Annotated in this window: 14 protein-coding genes and 1 pseudogene; 1 reads left to right on the top strand and 14 read right to left on the bottom strand. The window is 42.3% G+C overall.

All coding sequences use genetic code 11. The features are described 5' to 3' along the window. Positions 1–230: 230 nt before the first annotated feature. Genes AOT13_RS11625 through AOT13_RS11615 form a run of 3 tightly spaced genes read right to left on the bottom strand, consistent with a single transcriptional unit; the run spans position 231 to position 3,731 of the window. On the bottom strand, positions 231–1,412 hold the full coding sequence (locus AOT13_RS11625; protein ID WP_013400994.1) for an iron-containing alcohol dehydrogenase: 1,182 nt from the start codon (positions 1,410–1,412) through the stop codon (positions 231–233). Positions 1,413–1,429: 17 nt separating this feature from the next. Further along, the gene (ahlS, locus tag AOT13_RS11620; RefSeq protein WP_003250899.1) at positions 1,430–2,278 is read right to left on the bottom strand and encodes an AhlS family quorum-quenching N-acyl homoserine lactonase; all 849 of its coding nucleotides are present in this window, start codon (positions 2,276–2,278) and stop codon (positions 1,430–1,432) included. Positions 2,279–2,297: 19 nt separating this feature from the next. Further along, complete coding sequence (locus tag AOT13_RS11615) at positions 2,298–3,731, bottom strand: aldehyde dehydrogenase family protein (protein WP_003250900.1); 1,434 nt, start codon at positions 3,729–3,731, stop codon at positions 2,298–2,300. 217 nt (positions 3,732–3,948) lie between these two features. Between AOT13_RS11615 and AOT13_RS11610 the strand changes: the two genes are divergently transcribed. Next, complete coding sequence (locus tag AOT13_RS11610) at positions 3,949–5,658, top strand: sigma-54-dependent Fis family transcriptional regulator (RefSeq protein WP_003250901.1); 1,710 nt, start codon at positions 3,949–3,951, stop codon at positions 5,656–5,658. Between the two features lie 52 nt (positions 5,659–5,710). On the opposite strand, the gene AOT13_RS11605 is transcribed toward AOT13_RS11610, so the two are convergent. From AOT13_RS11605 to AOT13_RS11560, 11 genes and pseudogenes are all read right to left on the bottom strand, one after another. Then, positions 5,711–6,739, bottom strand: coding sequence for an AI-2E family transporter (locus AOT13_RS11605; protein ID WP_013877018.1), 1,029 nt, complete (start codon positions 6,737–6,739; stop codon positions 5,711–5,713). Positions 6,740–6,928: 189 nt separating this feature from the next. Then, positions 6,929–7,198, bottom strand: a complete 270-nt coding sequence (locus AOT13_RS19590) for an MFS transporter (protein WP_232511598.1) — start codon at positions 7,196–7,198, stop codon at positions 6,929–6,931. Between the two features lie 79 nt (positions 7,199–7,277). Continuing rightward, positions 7,278–8,159: an IS3 family transposase gene (locus AOT13_RS11600; RefSeq protein ID WP_042385602.1), complete on the bottom strand. Its 882-nt coding sequence runs from the start codon at positions 8,157–8,159 to the stop codon at positions 7,278–7,280. An 8-nt stretch (positions 8,160–8,167) separates the two neighbouring features. Further along, positions 8,168–8,464: a transposase gene (locus AOT13_RS11595; protein WP_042385604.1), complete on the bottom strand. Its 297-nt coding sequence runs from the start codon at positions 8,462–8,464 to the stop codon at positions 8,168–8,170. A 168-nt stretch (positions 8,465–8,632) separates the two neighbouring features. Beyond that, positions 8,633–10,132 (bottom strand): xylulokinase, encoded by a 1,500-nt coding sequence (xylB, locus tag AOT13_RS11590; protein WP_013877021.1) that lies wholly within the window; start codon positions 10,130–10,132, stop codon positions 8,633–8,635. Positions 10,133–10,150: 18 nt separating this feature from the next. After that, positions 10,151–11,476, bottom strand: coding sequence for a xylose isomerase (gene xylA, locus AOT13_RS11585; RefSeq protein WP_003250950.1), 1,326 nt, complete (start codon positions 11,474–11,476; stop codon positions 10,151–10,153). Between the two features lie 115 nt (positions 11,477–11,591). Then, a pseudogene (locus AOT13_RS21065) lies at positions 11,592–11,744 on the bottom strand (sugar ABC transporter permease); the annotation flags it as partial. Positions 11,745–12,133: 389 nt separating this feature from the next. Then, the gene (locus tag AOT13_RS11580) at positions 12,134–13,180 is read right to left on the bottom strand and encodes an aldose epimerase family protein (protein ID WP_042385606.1); all 1,047 of its coding nucleotides are present in this window, start codon (positions 13,178–13,180) and stop codon (positions 12,134–12,136) included. A 682-nt stretch (positions 13,181–13,862) separates the two neighbouring features. Next, positions 13,863–15,470: a glycoside hydrolase family 43 protein gene (locus AOT13_RS11570; RefSeq protein ID WP_042385609.1), complete on the bottom strand. Its 1,608-nt coding sequence runs from the start codon at positions 15,468–15,470 to the stop codon at positions 13,863–13,865. A 52-nt stretch (positions 15,471–15,522) separates the two neighbouring features. Continuing rightward, positions 15,523–16,173, bottom strand: coding sequence for a YesL family protein (locus AOT13_RS11565; protein WP_042385650.1), 651 nt, complete (start codon positions 16,171–16,173; stop codon positions 15,523–15,525). A gap of 554 nt (positions 16,174–16,727) precedes the next feature. Beyond that, positions 16,728–18,842 (bottom strand): glycoside hydrolase family 52 protein, encoded by a 2,115-nt coding sequence (locus tag AOT13_RS11560; RefSeq protein ID WP_042385610.1) that lies wholly within the window; start codon positions 18,840–18,842, stop codon positions 16,728–16,730. Positions 18,843–18,859 lie beyond the last annotated feature (17 nt).

Genomic DNA, 18,859 nt, shown 5'->3' with positions numbered 1-18,859 from the left:
AAGGACAGCTTGACGCTGCCCTTTCTTTTTTGCCGCTTCATTCTCATAACAAACTTTTGCCAGCTTGTTTCGTTACCCTCCCGGCTCGTTGATTGTATGCACTCTTTCCATTTTCCTTGCCGTTGTTTTATGAACGGGGCAATGCCGTCTTTTCGCAAAATAAAAGCAAAGGAAAGCAGAAAGCTCCCCTTCGCCGCTGAAATTTTAACACGCTCGAAGCGCATTCCTGTTTATTTCGGCTCCGTTACCACACCCCGAAAAGCGGATTGGTAAATCGTCCGTATATCGTCCTCAAGCAATGGAAGCGGGCTGCGCGCAAGCAAGCGTTTTTGCTGGACGGCATCTTTCGTTAAGCTTTCCAATGCGCTCTCTGGGATGTTGAATCCACCGAGCGTTCTTGGAATGCCGACATCGCGGACAATTCTCTCCAGTTCTTCGACACATTTATACGAAGCTTCTTCTTCAGAGAGAAAGCTTGAGTTTCCTCCTAGTGCGTTCAAAATATCGGCCATCCGTTTCGTGCAGCTTTTGCGGATATATCCCATCACATACGGAAGCAACACCGCATTCGATTCACCGTGGGCGATATGAAACTGTCCGCCTAACGGGTAGGCCAGCGCATGAACTCCTGCGACCCCAGCGTTAAAAAACGCCAATCCCGCCAAATAGCTGCCGTTGCTCATATCGATCCGCGCCTGCTTGTCCGCTCCGTTTTCCACCGCTTTGCGCAGCGACCGCGCGATCAAACGAATCGCCTGCAGCGCTAAACCGTCTGACGTTGGGCTTGCATTGACGGATACGTATGCTTCAACTGCGTGGGTCAGCGCATCAATGCCTGTCGCAGCTGTCACGCGCGGCGGAACAGAAACGGTCAGTTGCGGGTCGACAATCGCCACGTCTGCTAATAAATAATCATGTGTTACCACATCTTTTGTCGTATCTAAAGAGAGCACAGAAATATTTGTCACTTCTGACCCGGTCCCTGATGTAGTCGGAATTAATATTTTCGGCAGGCCTTTTTTCTCGACTTTTTTCGTTCCCGTTAAATTAAGGTAATCGGCTACTTTCCCTTCATGTGCAGCCAAAACCGCCGCCAGTTTCGCCAAATCCATCGCACTTCCGCCGCCGACGCCGATAATGAGGTCAAACTTTCCTTCCCTCGTAAAGGAAACTAATTTTTCTCCCGTCTCCAGCGGCGGTTCCGGCACTACATCTGTATAAAGCTGAACGTCATACCCACGTTGTGCAAGCGGATCTGTCACACGTTGAACAAGGCCGATTTTCTCTAACGCTGGATCTGTTACGACTAATATTTTCTTCGGAGAAAACCGCTCCACTTCCGGAAGCAAGTTATCCAATGCCCCCCAGCCGACATAGTTCAGCGATGTAAATACAATTCGCGAAACACTCATTTCACTTCTCTCCTTTCTCACTCGTAATAGCCTTCCGTAGATTTGCGGAATTTTTTAAATTGCTCAGAATCATGGCCAAACCATACTTGCGAATTTGTTTCCTGCGCGATCCGCCGGATCCGTTCGACCGTATTCATATAACCAAGGGAGTCATAAATGATGCCCGGCGGCTTAATCGGCGGCCCGTAGCTTTCTGCCGTATAAATCGCATCTGAAGCGAGAATGATCCCGCCCGTCTCGGGAAGCTCCACATGCAACCCGAGCATTCCCCACGCATGGCCGCTTCCGAAATTCAAAATTTTAACTCCTTCAGCGAGGATAATATTGTCTTCATGACGCTTCACCGTGCGCCATTGCAAGTTATTTTTTATCCATGCATCAATATCGGCCCAAATATATGCGCCTTCTTTTTGATTGCGCGCGTAACATTGGAGCGCGCCGTTGAACTCATCTTCATGGACAATGATCGTCGCGTTTGTAAACATTTCCAGGCAGCCCGCGTGATCCAAATGCAAATGTGAAGCAACAACATATTTAATATCTTCTGGCCTTACTTTTAACTGTTCAAGCCGGTTGTGAAGATAACATTCTTCGCTTGCCGTCCACGGAAACATTTGCTGAGTCGCTTCCGACCATCTCCCTTGGGGCCCCATCGAGTTTGGATTGCAAGATGTATCAAATAAAATTTTTCCTTCCGGATGGTCAATCAACACCGTATAAATCGGAAATTCTACAAACTCTGTTTGCGCATTCGGATTATGAATCGTCGCCGGATTATGCATCGCGATCATCCAGTTTTTATCCATTCTCATTCTCCCGTTATCCATGACATAAAGCTTTGGACGCGGTTTTATCATATTGGACATAACCCTTTCCTCTCCCCTTTTAAACATTTGTTTTTATCGAAACAAACTTTAATTCCGTCATCTCTTGCACGGCGTATTTAATCCCTTCGCGTCCGTAACCGCTCTCTTTTACTCCTCCATACGGCATATGGTCGACGCGGAACGTTGGGATGTCATTGACGATCACGGCGCCAGACTCAATGTGCCGCGCTGCATATAAAGCACGCTGAATATTGGTTGTATAAATTCCGATATTCAGTCCGTATACCGAATCATTGACCATGTCAATAGCCTCTTGTAATTCCCGGTATGGAACAATCGACACAACCGGTGCAAAAACTTCCCGGCACGAGACTGCCATGTCCCGCTTTACGTCAAGCAAAACCGTTGGGGAATACACCGAGCCGTTGCGTATGCCGCCCAATCCAATTTTCGCTCCGGATTGAACTGCTTCTTCGACCCACAATTCAATGCGCTCTGCCTCTCTTTGATGAATCATCGCGCTTATGTCCGTGTCTTCATCTAAAGGATCGCCGACTTTTAGCTGTTTGGCCTGTTCAATAAAGCGTTTGCAAAACGCTTCGTAAATCGTTTCATGTACATAAATGCGCTGGAGCGAAATGCACACTTGGCCGGCGTAAGAAAACGCTCCTTCTACACACCGCGGAATGATTTTGTCCAACGCAACATCCGGTTCGACAATTAATGCCGCGTTCGAACCAAGCTCGAGCGTCACTTTTCTTAAGCCTGCTTTTTGCTTAATCAATTTTCCCACTGGCGCGCTTCCGGTAAACGTAATTTTTTTCACCCGTTCATCCATTAGCAAAGCATCGCTAAGTTCCCGGCCGCTCCCGGTGATGACTTGCAATGCCCCGTCTGGAAGACCTGCTTCTTGGAAAATTTCCGCGATCGCCAGCGCGCTTAAAGGGGTTTGTTCCGCCGGCTTTAATACTACTGTATTTCCTGCGGCAAAAGCCGGGCCAAGTTTATGGGCAACAAGATTAAAAGGAAAGTTGAAAGGGGTAATCGCCACGACAACCCCCAACGGTTCGCGCCACGTTATGCCAATGCGGCCTTCTCCGCCAGGAGCGGCATCCATCGGAATCGTTTCCCCATAAATCCGTTTTGCCTCTTCTGCGGCAAATTGATATGTCACGATCGTTCTCTCCAGTTCCCCCCGGGCGGCGCGAATCGGCTTTCCTGCTTCCTTGGCGACAATCTGCGCCATTTCTTCCTTGCGTTTTTTCAATATCTGCACAACCCGAAATAAAATTTCCGAGCGCTGATAGGCAGGCAACTCCTTCATCGTTTGAAACGCCCGCTGCGCCCCGGAAACCGCCTTCTCTACATCGTCTGCATCGGCCATGCTGATGTGCGCCAACAATTGCCCGTTATAAGGGGCGCGCAATTCATACGTTCTTTGCTTCTTCACCCATTTTCCATCGATGAATAACCCTTTCGTTTCTTCGCTCATTCGCTCTCCCTCCTTGTCTTTATCGCTCAACTAATAATAACGCAAATATCGTGCCAAGACTAAAAATATTGTTAAAATAACTTATTTTGATAATATTAATAATAAATATGGTGAAAAAAATCACCATAAGAAACGAACAGCAAATAATGCTGATGGTGATCTTTTTCACCATATATTGAATTTTTTCACCACCCTCAACATAAGGAGGCCCGATAGGATGAAACAAACCATTATCGATCCCCATATATGGGAAAGCATTTTTTCCTCCATCCATAATGCGGTCATCGTGGTAGATCAAGATGGAAAAATTTTATTAATCAATTCTTCTGCTAAAAAACTTCTTCAGATAGAAAACGAACATTGGGAAGGAAAAGATATACGTGATCTTATTCCAACCACCCAGCTTCCTCATGTTCTTGAGAGCGAAACAAGCTCGATCGGGGTGAAAATGACCATTGCGGGACGCCAATGCCTCGTCAATCGAACTCCGTTGTACCGAAACGGCGAATTAATAGGAGCGATCGGCGTCCTTCAAGATATATCACAAATGGAACACTACCATTCTCTTTTTAAGCAAATGGAAACAATTATCGAATTTTCGACAGATGGCATTTACGTTGTTGACCAAAACGGCATTACGATCATGGTAAATTCCGCTTATGAAACCATTACAGGATTCCGCCGCGAAGAACTGATCGGAAAGCATATGTATGATTTAGTCAAAAAAGGGTATTTTGATCAATCCGTCTCTCTTCTCGTTTTACAACAAAAAAAGCGCATTTCTATCTTGCAAAAAATCGGCGGCAAAAAAGATGTCATTGTCACCGGAAACCCCGTTTTCAATGAGCAAGGAGATATCGAAATGGTCGTGACAAGCGTTCGCGACATCTCGCAACTCATTCAAATGAAAGCAGAGCTTGAAAAAGCAAAAAGTTTCTCGAAAATGAACCACCATCGCTATACATTCTCTGTTGATGGTTCCAACGAACAAATTGTATTTCGCAGCTCCGCGATGAAACAGATTTTCGACAAAGTCCAACAAATCGCTCCTTATCCAACTACCGTCTTGCTAACCGGGCCATCTGGCGTCGGAAAAGAAGTCATCGCCAACTTGATTCACCATCTAAGCCCGCGGAAAGACAAGCCATTTATTAAAGTAAACTGCGGGGCCATACCGGAAGCGTTGCTGGAATCCGAATTATTCGGCTATGAAAAGGGAGCGTTTACAGGAGCGCGGCAAGACGGGAAAATCGGCCTGTTGGAATTAGCAGACAAAGGGACGATCATGCTTGACGAAATCGGGGAAATGCCATTGTCGCTGCAAGTAAAGCTATTGCGGGTGCTGCAAGAAAAACAAGTGCAACGAATCGGAAGCCATAAAACGAAAAAGCTGGACGTGCGCATTATCGCGGCAACGAACCGAAATTTAAAAGAACTGATTTCCCAAGGAAAATTTCGCGAAGATTTATATTATCGGCTGCAAGTCATTGAAATGTATATTCCTCCATTGGCTGAACGCCCTGAAGATATCGAGCCGCTGCTTGACCATTACTTTTCCTTTTACTGCAAGCTTTACCGAATCGATAAACATTTGTCTCCGAAAACAAAGGAGATTTTACAGCGTTACCACTGGCCGGGAAATGTAAGGGAGCTGAAAAACTTGGTGGAAAATATGGTCGTTTCCGTCCCGTCCCAACTGATTGAACCGCACGACCTTCCTTTACACATTTATGACCAAACGGCAGCCACATTTCCGCTTACGCTCAAAGAACGGGTCGAACAATTTGAAAGACGCCTCATCTATGAAGCAATCGAAAAACATTCATCGCTGCGAAAAGCAGCACAGCAACTTGGGATCGATCACTCAACGCTCGTGAAAAAACTAAAAAAGTGGAAACAGGCTGAAAAAACGCCGCGCCGGCACTAATGAGCCGGCGCGTTGCATCTTCGCATATCGTTTTGGGGCCTTCTTGAACAACTTATTCATCATCGTCATCCCGTTTTCCCTGCACTGTCTTTACTCCTAACACATCAAGAATAAATACAAATACAGGAATCCCTAAAATCAGCCCCCATACGCCAAAAAAGTGCTCTGAAAAAATCAAAACGATAAACGTATAAAAAACGGGCAAATTCGTTTTCGAGGACATCAATTTCGGATTTAACACATACGCTTCCAGCGCGTGAATAACAGCGATCATAATGAGAATGTAAACGACTTTCATGATTCCGCCTATACTATAAGCGATAAAGCAGAGCGGAAACAACGAAATGATCACGCCCGCCACAGGAATCAAGCCGAGAAAAAAGATTAATATCCCCAACCCGAATAATTGCGGGAAGTCCATGATCCACAAGCCTGCTACCGTAATCGCCATATTAACCGTTGCGATGATGAATTGAGCCTCAATGACTTTTCCAAACGTGCGGACAAATTTTCTGCCAAAATATTCCAATTCATTATAAAAAGGGCTGATTTTACTATATTTAAAACGATTCGTGAACGAAATAATCCTCTCTTTTTCCAGGAGGAAAAACAAACTTAAAATTAACGCAAGCAAAATTTGCAGACCGACGCTGCCAATATCGCTGAAATATTTGATTAAATATGTCATTCCAAAATTCAGATAAGTAGTAATTTCATAATGTTTCAGTTGCTCGATAATATAATTAAACACAATATTATCTTGGGGTTTCGAATAAAATTCCGTAAGCTGTTTGATCAGCTGTGAAATCTCGTTAATCACGACCGGCAAATATTTGACGACGCCGTAGACAAGGATGGAAACGACCGCGACATACAGCAGCAGCACAATAATTTTCCGATTGATGCGAATCCTTTTTGAAATAAAGTCAACAAGCCCATTCATTAAAAAGGAAAAAATAAAGGTAAGCAAAATAATATTTAAAATGCTCCGGACTAAGTAAAGAATAAAAATTAAAACAGAAAAAATAACGATTCTCTTCCATGCCGATCTCTTGAAAAATTGCATGATTTCTGATCCCACTCATCCATCTCCCCGTTGCTAAAATAGAATTTTTACCACTATGATTTTACCGCACAATCATAAAAAATTTAATAAAAATTTCTGCTAAAGCGATTTCAGGAACAAACAATTTTTCCATAAAAAGTGTTGCTAATACATGGGGAATTATAAACGAAAAAACAATCATGCTCAAGTCATTCTCGTAAAATCCTATTTGCAACACATACATTGGTATAAATCCAAACATGTAGTAAAGATGATGCTATGAGCCAGAATGGAAAGTAAAGAAGCCCTTAAAAGCAATGGCTCTCTCATCACTAAGATAAGATCTTTCATTTGTATAGAAGCCTGTTTTATATCTTTATCTTTCGGTTCATAAATAAAAAGAGAAAGGATTACACCAATCATCCCTAGAATTCCGCCTATCCAGAACGGAGCATGCCATCCCCATTTATCAACAATATAGCCACTGATCGACATACCCATTAGTTGAGCTAAAACAACAGCGAAAAAAATATGAAGTGACCCCTGTCAAGTAGACAGGAATAAAAAAGCACATTTAATCAGCCTGAGTCCTATATTCATAAGGACTCAGGTTATTTAATTTCTTTTGAAAACGTTGATGGTTATAAAAACGAATATATTTGTGTACGGCATCCTTCACTTCTTCGGCCGTGCGGAATGAGTACAGATGAAAACACTCTGCCTTGAAATGGCTGAAGAAGTCTTCCATGCAGGCATTGTCCAAGCAGTTTCCTTTTCTGGACATACTGGCCTTTATATTGTATCTTTTTAGTAGGTTGTTGTATGGACGGGATGTATACTGGAACCCCTGATCACTATGGAGGAGGAGTCCATTTACATTCCGTTTTTTTATGGCCTTTTTTAGCGTGTCGAGCCCCAGTTTGATATCATTTCTTTGGCTGATATGGTAGGCCACGATTTCATTATTGTATAGGTCTTTAATGGCGGACAAATAGAGCTTTTGCCCATTAAATATTAAATAGGTAATATCTGTAACCCACTTCTCGTTTGGCTTTGGCGCGGGGAAATCTCGGTTTAGATGATTGTCCGAAATCACATAAGGCTCTTTCTTTCCGTAATAAGGCCGTTTCTTCTGAATCACCGCCCGGATTCCCATCTCCCTCATCAGCCTTTGTACTCGTTTATGGTTGATATCCAGTTTGTGTTTCCGTTTCAGCCAGACTTTGACTCTCCGATACCCATAGATTCCTTTCCCTTCTTCATGGCACTCTTTGATTTTTTCCTTTAGCTGCTCGTCTTCTAATTGCTTCTGAGAAGGGCGTTCCTGTCGTTTTACCCACTTGTAATATCCGCTTCGAGATACGCCTGCTATCTCACATAATGGTTGAATCGAACCATAACACCCGGCCATTTCTTGAATGATCGCGAACTTCTTGTGAGCTGGTACTGCTTCCATTCCCCCTTTCACCTCTTTAAGAGCTTTTTTAGCATCTCTACTTCCGCCTCAAGACGCTTGATTTTCGTTTCAGGATCTTCCGGACGAGTTCTCGGTCTTCCTTTATTTGGTCCTTTCGCTTTGCCCCGTTTTTCCTCCAGACCTTGTATTCCATCCTGTTCATAGCGTTTCACCCATCGACGTACCATGGAATGACTAATACCCAATTCTTTCGCCACCGTTTCGTATCCCATGCCCTCTTTTAAATATAAATCCACCGCTTTCTTTTTAAACTTTGCATCATATGTTTTTCGTATTTTTCCCATAGAAAAATCCCCTCCATAGTAGACAGATTAATTGGCTTTCTTTTTTCTGTCTACTATAAGGGGATCATATCAACGGCAGCACTCTTTGCTTTTTCTGCCCACTATAAAAGAAATCAATCCTTTAAAGCAAATACGCCGGCACAAAATGTGCCGGCGCGCACAGAAAAACTAGCTCCGAAATGCTTTTAATTTTCTCGTAATCTCTTTTGTTTGCGGATAAATTTCACGGTAAATGGCAAATAACTCCTGGTAGCGTACTACCGCCTCTTTTTGCGGTTCAACAACAAGCTCTACCTGCTTAAACATATCCGAACATTGCTCGAGCGAATCAAACCAGCCGCAGCCATACGCAGCAATCATAGCTGCCCCTAGTCCTGGGCCCTGCTCATTTTTTAATTTTTCCACCGGGATCGCAAAGATGTCTGCCTGCAATTGCAGCCATTCCCTGCTTTTTGCTCCCCCGCCGATGGAAACGACCGACTCGACCGTTTTTCCGCTCGCCTTTATCATCTCCACTGATTCATTTAGCGAAAAAGTGATTCCTTCCATCACTGCACGCGCAAAATCCCATTTCGTTTGCGAAGAGTCGATCCCGATAAAGGAGGCGCGGATATCGGCATCGGCATAAGGAGTGCGTTCCCCGACCAAATATGGGGCAAACAACAAGCCATTGGCGCCAATTGGCGATTCATAGGCACGCTGGACAATATCGGCAAATGGGACGTCTTCCATAAACGTACGCTTCCACCAATCAAAACTATACCCGGCGGCCAATGTCACCCCCATAATATAGTAGGCATCCGGCTTGGCATGATTAAAATAATGAACTTTTCCGGCAAAATCTTTCTTTCCTGTTTGCTCGTACGCCAAAACGACACCGGATGTGCCGATGCTGCACATCATGCGCCCTTCCGATAAAATGCCAGCGCCAACTGCACCGCAAGCATTGTCGGCACCGCCGGCAAAAACTTTAACATTCGCAGGTAATCCCGTTTCTTCCGCGATTTCCGGAAGCAATGTTCCGACATATGCCGTTGATTCGACTAAAGGAGGGCACAGCTGAACATCAATGTCAAGAATGTCGCAAATCAGCTGGCTCCATGTCTTATTTTCAACATCTAACAACAACGTCCCCGCCGCATCGGAATATTCCATCGCAATGTGTCCCGTAAGACGGAAACGGACGTAATCCTTTGGCAGCAAAAACGTGTACGCACGCTGATAAAGATGCGGCTCATGCTTTTTCACCCATAATAGCTTCGGCAGCGTAAATCCTTCTAACGCACGGTTTTTCGCAATCGATAATAACGTTTCTTTTCCCACTTTCTCCTCAATTTCCCGGCATTCTTCCGTTGTCCTCGTATCATTCCACAAAATCGCATTTCGCAGGACGTTCCGTTCCTTATCCAAAAGCACAAGTCCGTGCATCTGGCCGGAAAAACTCAATCCAGCAACAGAGTCAGGAGAAACATGGGAAACTTCTAATAACTTTCTTAAAGCAACAATCGTTTTTTCAACCCAGTCTTCAGGATTTTGTTCACTATACCCGGAATGGGGCTGATATAAGGGATATGTTTCTGTCCACTCCCCCTTTACATTCCCATTCCGATCCACAAGCAGCACCTTTACCGCACTTGTCCCTAAATCCACACCAATGACGTGCTCCAAGACCGATCCCTCTTTTCATTAACGGGCTGCGCAAACTTCAAGCAAATATTGGTTAAGCAATGTTTTCAGCCGTTCTTGTCTGCCCGATTGATTTTGGATTTCCCCTAGTTGTAAAGCATGTGCTTCTAATTTGTGGAAATCTGCCGTTCCTTCGACGATTTCCCGGCCAATTCCTTCTGTATAACTTTTGTACCGTTCTTCAATAAACTCATCAAAAACGCGGTCTTCTATTAACCGATGGGCTACTTTTAATCCAACCGCAAAACTGTCCATTCCGGCGATATGGGCATAGAACAAATCTTCCGGCTCAAACGATCCTCTTCTTACTTTCGCATCAAAATTCAAACCGCCACGGCCAAGGCCGCCGTTTTTCAAAATTTCATACATTGCCAAAGTCGTAGAATATAAGTCTGTCGGGAATTCGTCCGTATCCCATCCTAACAACATATCTCCTTGGTTTGCGTCAACAGAGCCTAACATGCCATGAATGCGCGCTACCCGCAATTCATGTTCAAACGTATGTCCCGCCAACGTTGCATGGTTCGCTTCAATATTGAACTTAAAGTAATCTTTCAGTCCGTATGTTTGCAAAAATGCCAATGCTGTCGCAACATCAAAGTCATATTGGTGTTTCGTCGGCTCTTTCGGCTTCGGCTCAATTAAAAATTGCCCGTCAAACCCGATTTCTTTCGCATAATCCACCGCCATATGCAAGAAGCGGGCCAAGTTGTCCAGCTCAAGTTTCATATCGGTATTTAATAGTGTTTCATATCCTTCTCGTCCGCCCCAAAATACGTAGTTTTCCGCTCCTAGCCGCTTCGCAATTTCCAACCCTTTTTTTACTTTGGCCGCTGCATAGGCAAAAACATCGGCGTTGCAAGAAGTGGCGGCGCCATGGACAAAGCGAGGATGGGTAAATAAGTTCGCCGTATTCCAAAGCAGCTTCGTTTTGCTTGTTTTCATATATTCCTCAATCATGTCTACGATAATATCTAAATTTTTATATGTTTCTTTTAATGTTTCTCCTTCTGGGGCAATATCCACATCATGGAAACAGAAAAATGGAATATTTAATTTTTCAAAAAACTCAAAAGCAGCTTCAACACGCGCTTTGGCCAAATCCATTCCGCTGTATTTGTTCCATGGACGGATCATATTGCCAGCCCCAAACGGATCTGATCCATCTCCTGTAAACGTATGCCAATACGCAACCGAAAAACGCAAATGCTCTTCCATTGTTTTATCGCCGACTTTTTCTTCCGGATTGTAAAACTTAAACGCAAGCGGATTTTTAGACGCCGGTCCTTCATAGGCGATGGTGCTGATGTTGTCAAAATAAGGCATGGCAAATTCCTCCTATTAATAAATGTTTATTAGTAGAATAAACCAATCATAATGATTGGGATTTACGCAAAATGTAAATAGCATTTTTAACTAAAATCTTCAAAACACCGATGAATTAGTTAGTTCGGCTTTTACTCGATATATCAATCCAGACAGCGATAATAAGAATCAATCCTTTTACAATAAATTGCCAAAAGGTTTCGATGTTCATCATGCTCATCCCATTATCGATGCTGGCCATAATAAGGGCGCCGATCATAGCTCCTATCTTTATTTTTTATCTTGTCCTGCCTGTACATCCTTTTTTGTTAACGCTTCCATTTCAGTTCAGTTTACAACATCCTGTCCACAAGCATTCATCATAAATACAACGAAAAACAATAGTGTCATAGAACTAAAATTCATATTGGCCATAAATTTTTATAACTTACAACTAAATTATAATGCGGTTAAATTTGTTTGTCTAGTGTACAAACAAAGTTTATGATAAAAATTTATTCAACAAAAATCAATAATTCTTCTATCTTTAACATTATAAGCAAAAATAAGTAAAAATTTTTTTACAACTGCTCTAGAATATCGGAAGTGGATGGGAATCCGAGCGATTAAAGTAATAAATATTTTTACCTGCCGATACATGATGCTCATAAAATCATTTTATTTAACACCAAATCTATATTTAGTTACCGATGAGTATATCTCTTCCGGCCGCAATATCCATGATGGAAAATGAGGATGATGAATAGCATCTGGCAACCCTTGCACTTCTAAACAAATTCCTAAATATTTTCGTGACGGCACACCATAAATATCCATTCCCTCTTGTAACTGATTTCCTGTATATACGACAACTCCTACTTCATCTGTTTCGACCGTCAGCGTACGGCCGCTTCCGGGATCCCACAACACAATTTCTTCATCATGGTGAGCATTCAATAAAAACGGATGGTCATATCCTTGCCCAACTACTTCAATTTGCGGATGATTTGCCATAATACCGTCTTTCAGTTTTTTTCCTTTCCGTAAATCAAATGGGGTATCCGTTACATCTAAGAAAATACCTGTCGGAATCAACTCTTCATTTAACTCTAAAAATTGATCGCTCTTTATTTTCAATTCATGATCCAAAATATCTCTTTTGATGTTTCCGCTTAAATTAAAATACGTATGATTCGTCAAATTCAATAACGTGCTTTTGTCAGAACGCGCATTATAAGAAATAACTAACTCATTTTGATTATTTAACATGTAAGTAACTTGTACTTGGACAGTGCCTGGATACCCTTCCTCCCCATCCGGGCTTGTATAAGAAAACCGCACGCCAACTTCTCCTTCATTTTCCACCGCCACCGCATTCCAAAGCACACGATGCAGCCCTTTAACCCCGCCGTGCAAGTGGTTGTTGTTTTCGTTTTTACATAATGTATATGTTTTGCCATCCAACTCAAAACAAGCGTTTTGTATTCTCCCTGCAACCCGCCCAATTACTGCGCCAAAATAAGGGGTATTCGTTATATATGGAGGAAAGTGCTCAAATCCTAATACAACATTTTCGTAGTTTCCGTTCTTATCAGGGGTAACAATTTTCGTAATAATGCAGCCATAATTTATACAAGTAACTTCCATCCCGTTATCATTGATCATCGTGAAAGATATGACAGGCTGTTGGTGGATTTCTGCCCATTTTTCTTGAATGATTTTCACCGCATTCTTCCTCCCTTCATATGTATATCTTACATTGGCGATGCACGCTTCACTGCCACTATCGGTTACATTTAGTTTTCATAGAGGACATGTAATGCACCATGGATCACTGCATCGCTTATAATGCCGGACCCTCCCATGTCTCTTGGCACTGCGCACCTACACTCTTCGTTTGGCCTATAAGCTAGGGGCTGGCGAAGCTTCTTTAGAGAATCAAGAGCGAAAAATGGTTTGTACCAGCCCCGCTTTTTCGTGTCAACCAGTTTTCAGATGAATTGTCAGTTAATGCAGATGTCAAGCTGCCTTTTTGAATCCGTAAACATCCTGATCAAATGCTTACAGCTTCGTTCCCACCGCATGCAGTATACCTTTAGTAGAGTCGTGTAATTTTGTGTAAATTGTCGAAACATCAGCATCATGCCACGAAAGAGGAAGGCGCACAACTGTCTGCTTCCATGTTGGAAAATCTGTTTTTATAGTTGACCGGAATAATATTCTGGTAACTTCAGGCCCGTGTGCTCCATATGGCGTGGATCTTGATAAGAGAAACTTCTGATTTCCGGTAATAAGAGTCTTATCTCGTTGATCAATATATAGATAGAAAAGTTTAATGAAATTATAATGCATTTCACTTTGTTTGTCTATTATATAAACAAATTGTTTTGCAAATTTTAACAAAATATCACAATTCTTTATACAAAAAGTAATCAAAATCAGCATAATTGTTTTGCCCTGAACTATCCCGGCAGTGCATCCCGACAAACGCGCCAGTAAAAGCTGCGCTTCCTTTAACATAATCGTCGGATAATTTGTAAGAATAAAATGTTACAGGAATTTTTATCCATTTTTTTCCATCAAATGAATAAGAGTATTGATAAGTCGTCGTCTGTACTTCAACGCGAAGATAGACGTATTCGACGTCATCTGGTACAATGATTTCTTCTCCTCGGAGAGGTTGGTCAAACGCAAAATTATCGCATGTCATTACCTCAAGAATTCTTCCTTTTTCTTCATGCCAAGTAATTTGAAGTGTCGTCCAGTTTTGCGTATTATAGTAATTTACAAGTCCTGCAGATTGCTGAAATGTTGTAGGACGAAAGGCGACTTTCGTTTCCGCAATAAAGTTGAAGTGCTGCCATCGTCTTGCTACAAAAGCTTGCGTAAACTTCGAGGTAAGCGACTCCCTTCCGTATAGCCGCAAATGTCCAGGATTATCTTTTAAGGAAGCTATATCCTCTCCTAACGGAATTCGCAACGTCTGAAAGTGGGGATTTAAAACATCGCTGTCAAAATCATCTTTTTCGTCGTAATCCTTTTCCCATTTTACTTCTTTCACATTCGATCCTTCGATTTCTAAAGAAGGCTGATTTCCGCCGACAACGTAAGGCCAGCCGTCCTTCCATTCCAGTCTTTGGATTGCTGTTTCACGCCCAAGCGGACAATAGCCGCGATGTTCCAGCAAAGGTTGATCCTCTTTCGGAAGCGGTCTGCCTGTTAAATGTACTAAAAACCACTCATCCGTATGGGTATGCACAATCGAGGCATGCCCCGCTTTCTGCAGCGGATTACGCGGATATGGCCAAGATGTGATCAACGGGTTTGCTGGATGCACTTCATACGGCCCCCGGAGAGATTTTGACCGCGCAATGGTTGCTGCGTGATTGTATTTGGTGCCACCTTCCGCTGTTAATAAATAGTAATAACCGTTGATTTTATATAAATGAGGACCTTCAGTAATTTTTAAATCTGTTCCTTTAAAAATAATTTCCGGTTTTCCAATTAACTTTTGCTGTTCAACACTATATTCCTGAAGCACTATGCCATAAAAAGAATGGTGGCCGACACGATGATCCCAGCACATATTAACTAAATATTTCCTTCCATCGTCATCATGAAATAAAGAAGGATCAAAACCTGAACTATTTAAATAAATAGGGTCAGACCATTCGCCATCAATCGTTTCACAAGTGACAAGATAGTTATGGCAATCTTTCCACTGTCCTTCCACTACTTTTACATCTGTATATATAAGCCAAAATTTACCTTCACTGTATGATAGATGGGGTGCCCAAATTCCTCCTGAATCTGGGTTTCCTAACATATTCAGTTGGCTCAGTCGATTTAATGGTCTTGAAATTAAACGCCAATTTTTTAAATCTTTCGAGTGATAAATTCTCACTCCTGGAAACCATTCAAATGTGGAAACGGCAATATAGTAATCTTCTCCTACACGACATATGGATGGATCTGGATGAAATCCGGTTAAAATGGGATTTCTTATTCTTACCATATTTGTGTTTCCTCCTTTTTCCGAAAACATTGATAAAAAGATATTGAACTACTTAAGCTTGGCTGTTAGAACGATTAATGGCATTTTGCTTCTCCTCAATTTTGCGGAAGCCCTTTAGCGCACACCACATTAAAACAACGGAGAGAGAACTGATACTAAAGAACGGAATTAACCCGGGTATATACATAAATAAAACAGTCAGCAAGATGATGCTAAAGAACATGGTTAATGTCATTAGCGGGTTCGCCATCCCGATAAAGAAGGAGTATTTTATATACTGCAAGAACCGCAGTTCATAATGAACATAAATAGGAAAGAGATATAAAAGCGTAATAGCATAAAAAACTAAAATAACACACAGAAAAACGGAAAATGCTAGCTGAAACGCTTTTCCAATGTTTGCTAAATATAGAAAGTCAATATATAAAATATAAGCACCACCTCCTATATACAACCCAATCTTATTGGCCCGTAAAAACTCTTTTTTATATGTGCTCAAAAACGTTTTAAAAATCGGAACATCGTTATCATTAAAAAGAAGCCATTTTCTTACAACAGTAAACAACGCAACTGTTGCAGGCGCAACGCCAAAAACAATCGCTCCGGCTAATGTAAAGAGCCACCAAAGTATATTGACATACGCCAATTTGGTGATCCATTCGCATATGCCATATATTCTTCCCTCTAGCCAACTGGAATTCATTCTTAATCCACCTTCTACAATGACATTTTTCTTACGATACGCTAAAATATGATCCTCGTCTTCCGGAGAAAGCTTCCGGGAATGCCCGCGTTCGAATCGTTTTTTTGGCTTCAGCCCTTCCAATCTACCAAACGCTTTTGAGACCGAGGAGCCATCATCACCCTAATGACACGATAACTTTAATATCGGATGATGATGGCATTAACACTTATATTAGCGAAATGAATTATTTTCCAAAAAGACGGCTTTGGTTTATGTTGCATTTTTTACTACGAAGTTATCTAGCCATGTAAAATCGTCAGCAACTCCCGAAAGTGTAACATTTTTTATTTTATTACATCCTAATATTCTCTAAATATCGCAAAAGTTCATTCATATCTTTCTGTTTGTAGCTCTATCATTTATTCTGGTGGTTTCAAGAGATCTTGTTCTGTGGTCATCAATAACTCTGTAAGCCAAAAGAAGCATATTTTTCTATAGCTACCCATGTCTCCTCATATGGGGTTTAAGATTTATAAGTCACGTTTTTTCTCATTCACACTTACACTCATTTTTTACTTTCCCTCTTCCAACCAAAGAATACTTGTCACTCCACGCGGATAATACTTGCTTCCGCTAATTTCCCCCGCGATAATTTGGTCGCTCCAGCTCCAAACGGAAAGTGTCGGATGAGTCAACCAGGCTACATGTGCCGCATCTGCTTTCGCACCAGCTTCATCCCATTTCCACCCTAAAATGCGCCGGGCAATAAACTGGCATAAGTATATTTTGCTTAGCCATGAGTTATTGCTTGTCGACGAAATTTTCCATCCTCCATCTGGAAATAAACAAATTCCTTCAGTCAATACATATTGCAAATGTTTCCGTAAAGCCCGAATATATTCTCCGAAGCGGCCATGAGGATCTAAAGCTTCATGACAATTTGTAAAATAAGGGAACACTAATCCTTCAATCGCTGGAATAATCTTTGAATCATTCCCTTCACCCATCACCGCTGGAATATATCCTTGTTCTGTCACATAACTAACAATTGTAGCTGCACATTTTTCCGCTTGTTCTCCTGCTAAAGCAGCCAACGCTTCTTTTCCAGTATCCCGGAATATTTTTTCAAGCGCTACATATGCTGCCCAACATTTTCCTGCCAAATACAAATTATTTCGCGCTTGTCCTAGGGAGACATCTAAACTATCATAGGTTGTAATCTCTGCTCCTCCCATCGTACGCGTGCTGTCTAGGCCCATCACTCCATTCCGTTTTTCCGGATCTGGATGATCCCGGTTTACCATACTTTCCAAACATTGCTCCAAAATCGGAAGCTTTTCTTGCCTCCAAGCCCAATCTTTTGTTTGTTCTATATACACGGCGGCGCACAGCACCCAGTTGACTAATTGTTCATGCGTCATATGAGAGAAACAACCGTCGATTCCATAAAGCTCATATGCTGAATAATGAGGGCGTGAAAATGTATTTGCTACACCCATATCATGGGTGAAACTGATTCCCCCCGGGTATTCCTTTTCCTCACCTGGAAAACGCACCCGATCGTAATAGCTATATCTTTCCACATACAAATCTAAGACGTTTTTCACCGTCCATGGGTTCATTTTCAACTCGAAAAACAACTGATCTACTGTTAAATCGAATGTATTCATCATGCGGTATTCGCCTTCATTTACTACCCAGATTGGCTTTCCTTCCTGTTCTAACAACTGGGTGTTGCCGTAATAACTGCGAATCGCATGGGCCATCATAAATTTTTGATCATCCGATAACCAGTCTCTCTCTATAAGCTGATTGGACTGGAAAGCGCGCTCTTTCAACGCTTCGATATGATCCAAAGCATATTTTCCTACCTCTTCAATATTTTTAAAGAAACGGGTATAAAAATAGGATGTGTCTAATCCAGCAGTTGCGTATCCGGAACGGTAAAAACATACTGCAAACTGATAGGTTCTCTTCATCCCGGCTGGTGTATCCATAATTAATGCCCCAACTTTCCCAAGTCCGAAGGTCCAATTTTCCTCCAACGGGGTCGTTAAAATATCTTCCAAGCTAAAATGCAGCGCCGAACGTACATCGCTATGTTTCGATACAATAGCCGTGATGCGGCCTTGTCCAACTCCCCGCAATGGTGGGCACGTATCATCAATTCGTCTCATTGACGTATAAGGATCGTTTCCTTCAAAGCCAAAAAATGCGCGTCTTGGAGATGTACCTTTTGTGTTATCGATTGTAAGTTCGGCAATTACCGCTGGAACTAGAGCAAACTTTAAATCTTCCTCTTTAGCTGTGTCAGGGTTCGGAACAGATTTCACAGGAGAATAAATCGTAAATGTAAGATCTCCCGCTTTCCACGTGTCGGTAGAAACATGAAACTCCCGTTGGATCATTTCGTTTGGAAACGGAACAAGAATTTGTGGTTTCTCTGGATTCGGATCTGGATTTTCGATGTCATATCTCTTGCTTTCATCGTCACCAGCTTCAAAAAACGGCAATACCTCATACATCCCTGGTTGTGACAGAGAAGCAACACCTATATACACATTTTGCCGCGGAGGACGCCCCAATTCGAGATCTAACCCCCCGCTTTTTCCCGGAAATCCAAGTGTAAAACTTGCAAATGCTCCGACTGGTGAATGATGGGCGTTAAAAAACATGTTTTTTGGCATTGCCTATCCCTCTCCTT

It is taken from the genome of Parageobacillus thermoglucosidasius (assembly GCF_001295365.1).
In the GTDB taxonomy this organism is placed as follows: Bacteria; Bacillota; Bacilli; order Bacillales; family Anoxybacillaceae; genus Parageobacillus; species Parageobacillus thermoglucosidasius.
The sequence above is the reverse complement of the archived record's forward strand: the minus strand, read 5'-3'. Positions and strand labels throughout refer to the sequence as shown.

Coding starts and splice junctions, on each gene's coding strand:
- AOT13_RS11625 (WP_013400994.1), bottom strand. CDS start 1,412: ATGAGTGTTTCGCGAATTGTATTTACATCGCTGAACTATGTCGGCTGG.
- AOT13_RS11560 (WP_042385610.1), bottom strand. CDS start 18,842: ATGCCAAAAAACATGTTTTTTAACGCCCATCATTCACCAGTCGGAGCA.
- AOT13_RS19590 (WP_232511598.1), bottom strand. CDS start 7,198: ATGTCGATCAGTGGCTATATTGTTGATAAATGGGGATGGCATGCTCCG.
- xylA (WP_003250950.1), bottom strand. CDS start 11,476: ATGCCTTATTTTGACAACATCAGCACCATCGCCTATGAAGGACCGGCG.
- AOT13_RS11565 (WP_042385650.1), bottom strand. CDS start 16,173: ATGAATTCCAGTTGGCTAGAGGGAAGAATATATGGCATATGCGAATGG.
- AOT13_RS11595 (WP_042385604.1), bottom strand. CDS start 8,464: ATGGGAAAAATACGAAAAACATATGATGCAAAGTTTAAAAAGAAAGCG.
- AOT13_RS11600 (WP_042385602.1), bottom strand. CDS start 8,159: ATGGAAGCAGTACCAGCTCACAAGAAGTTCGCGATCATTCAAGAAATG.
- AOT13_RS11615 (WP_003250900.1), bottom strand. CDS start 3,731: ATGAGCGAAGAAACGAAAGGGTTATTCATCGATGGAAAATGGGTGAAG.
- AOT13_RS11610 (WP_003250901.1), top strand. CDS start 3,949: ATGAAACAAACCATTATCGATCCCCATATATGGGAAAGCATTTTTTCC.
- AOT13_RS11570 (WP_042385609.1), bottom strand. CDS start 15,470: ATGGTAAGAATAAGAAATCCCATTTTAACCGGATTTCATCCAGATCCA.
- ahlS (WP_003250899.1), bottom strand. CDS start 2,278: ATGTCCAATATGATAAAACCGCGTCCAAAGCTTTATGTCATGGATAAC.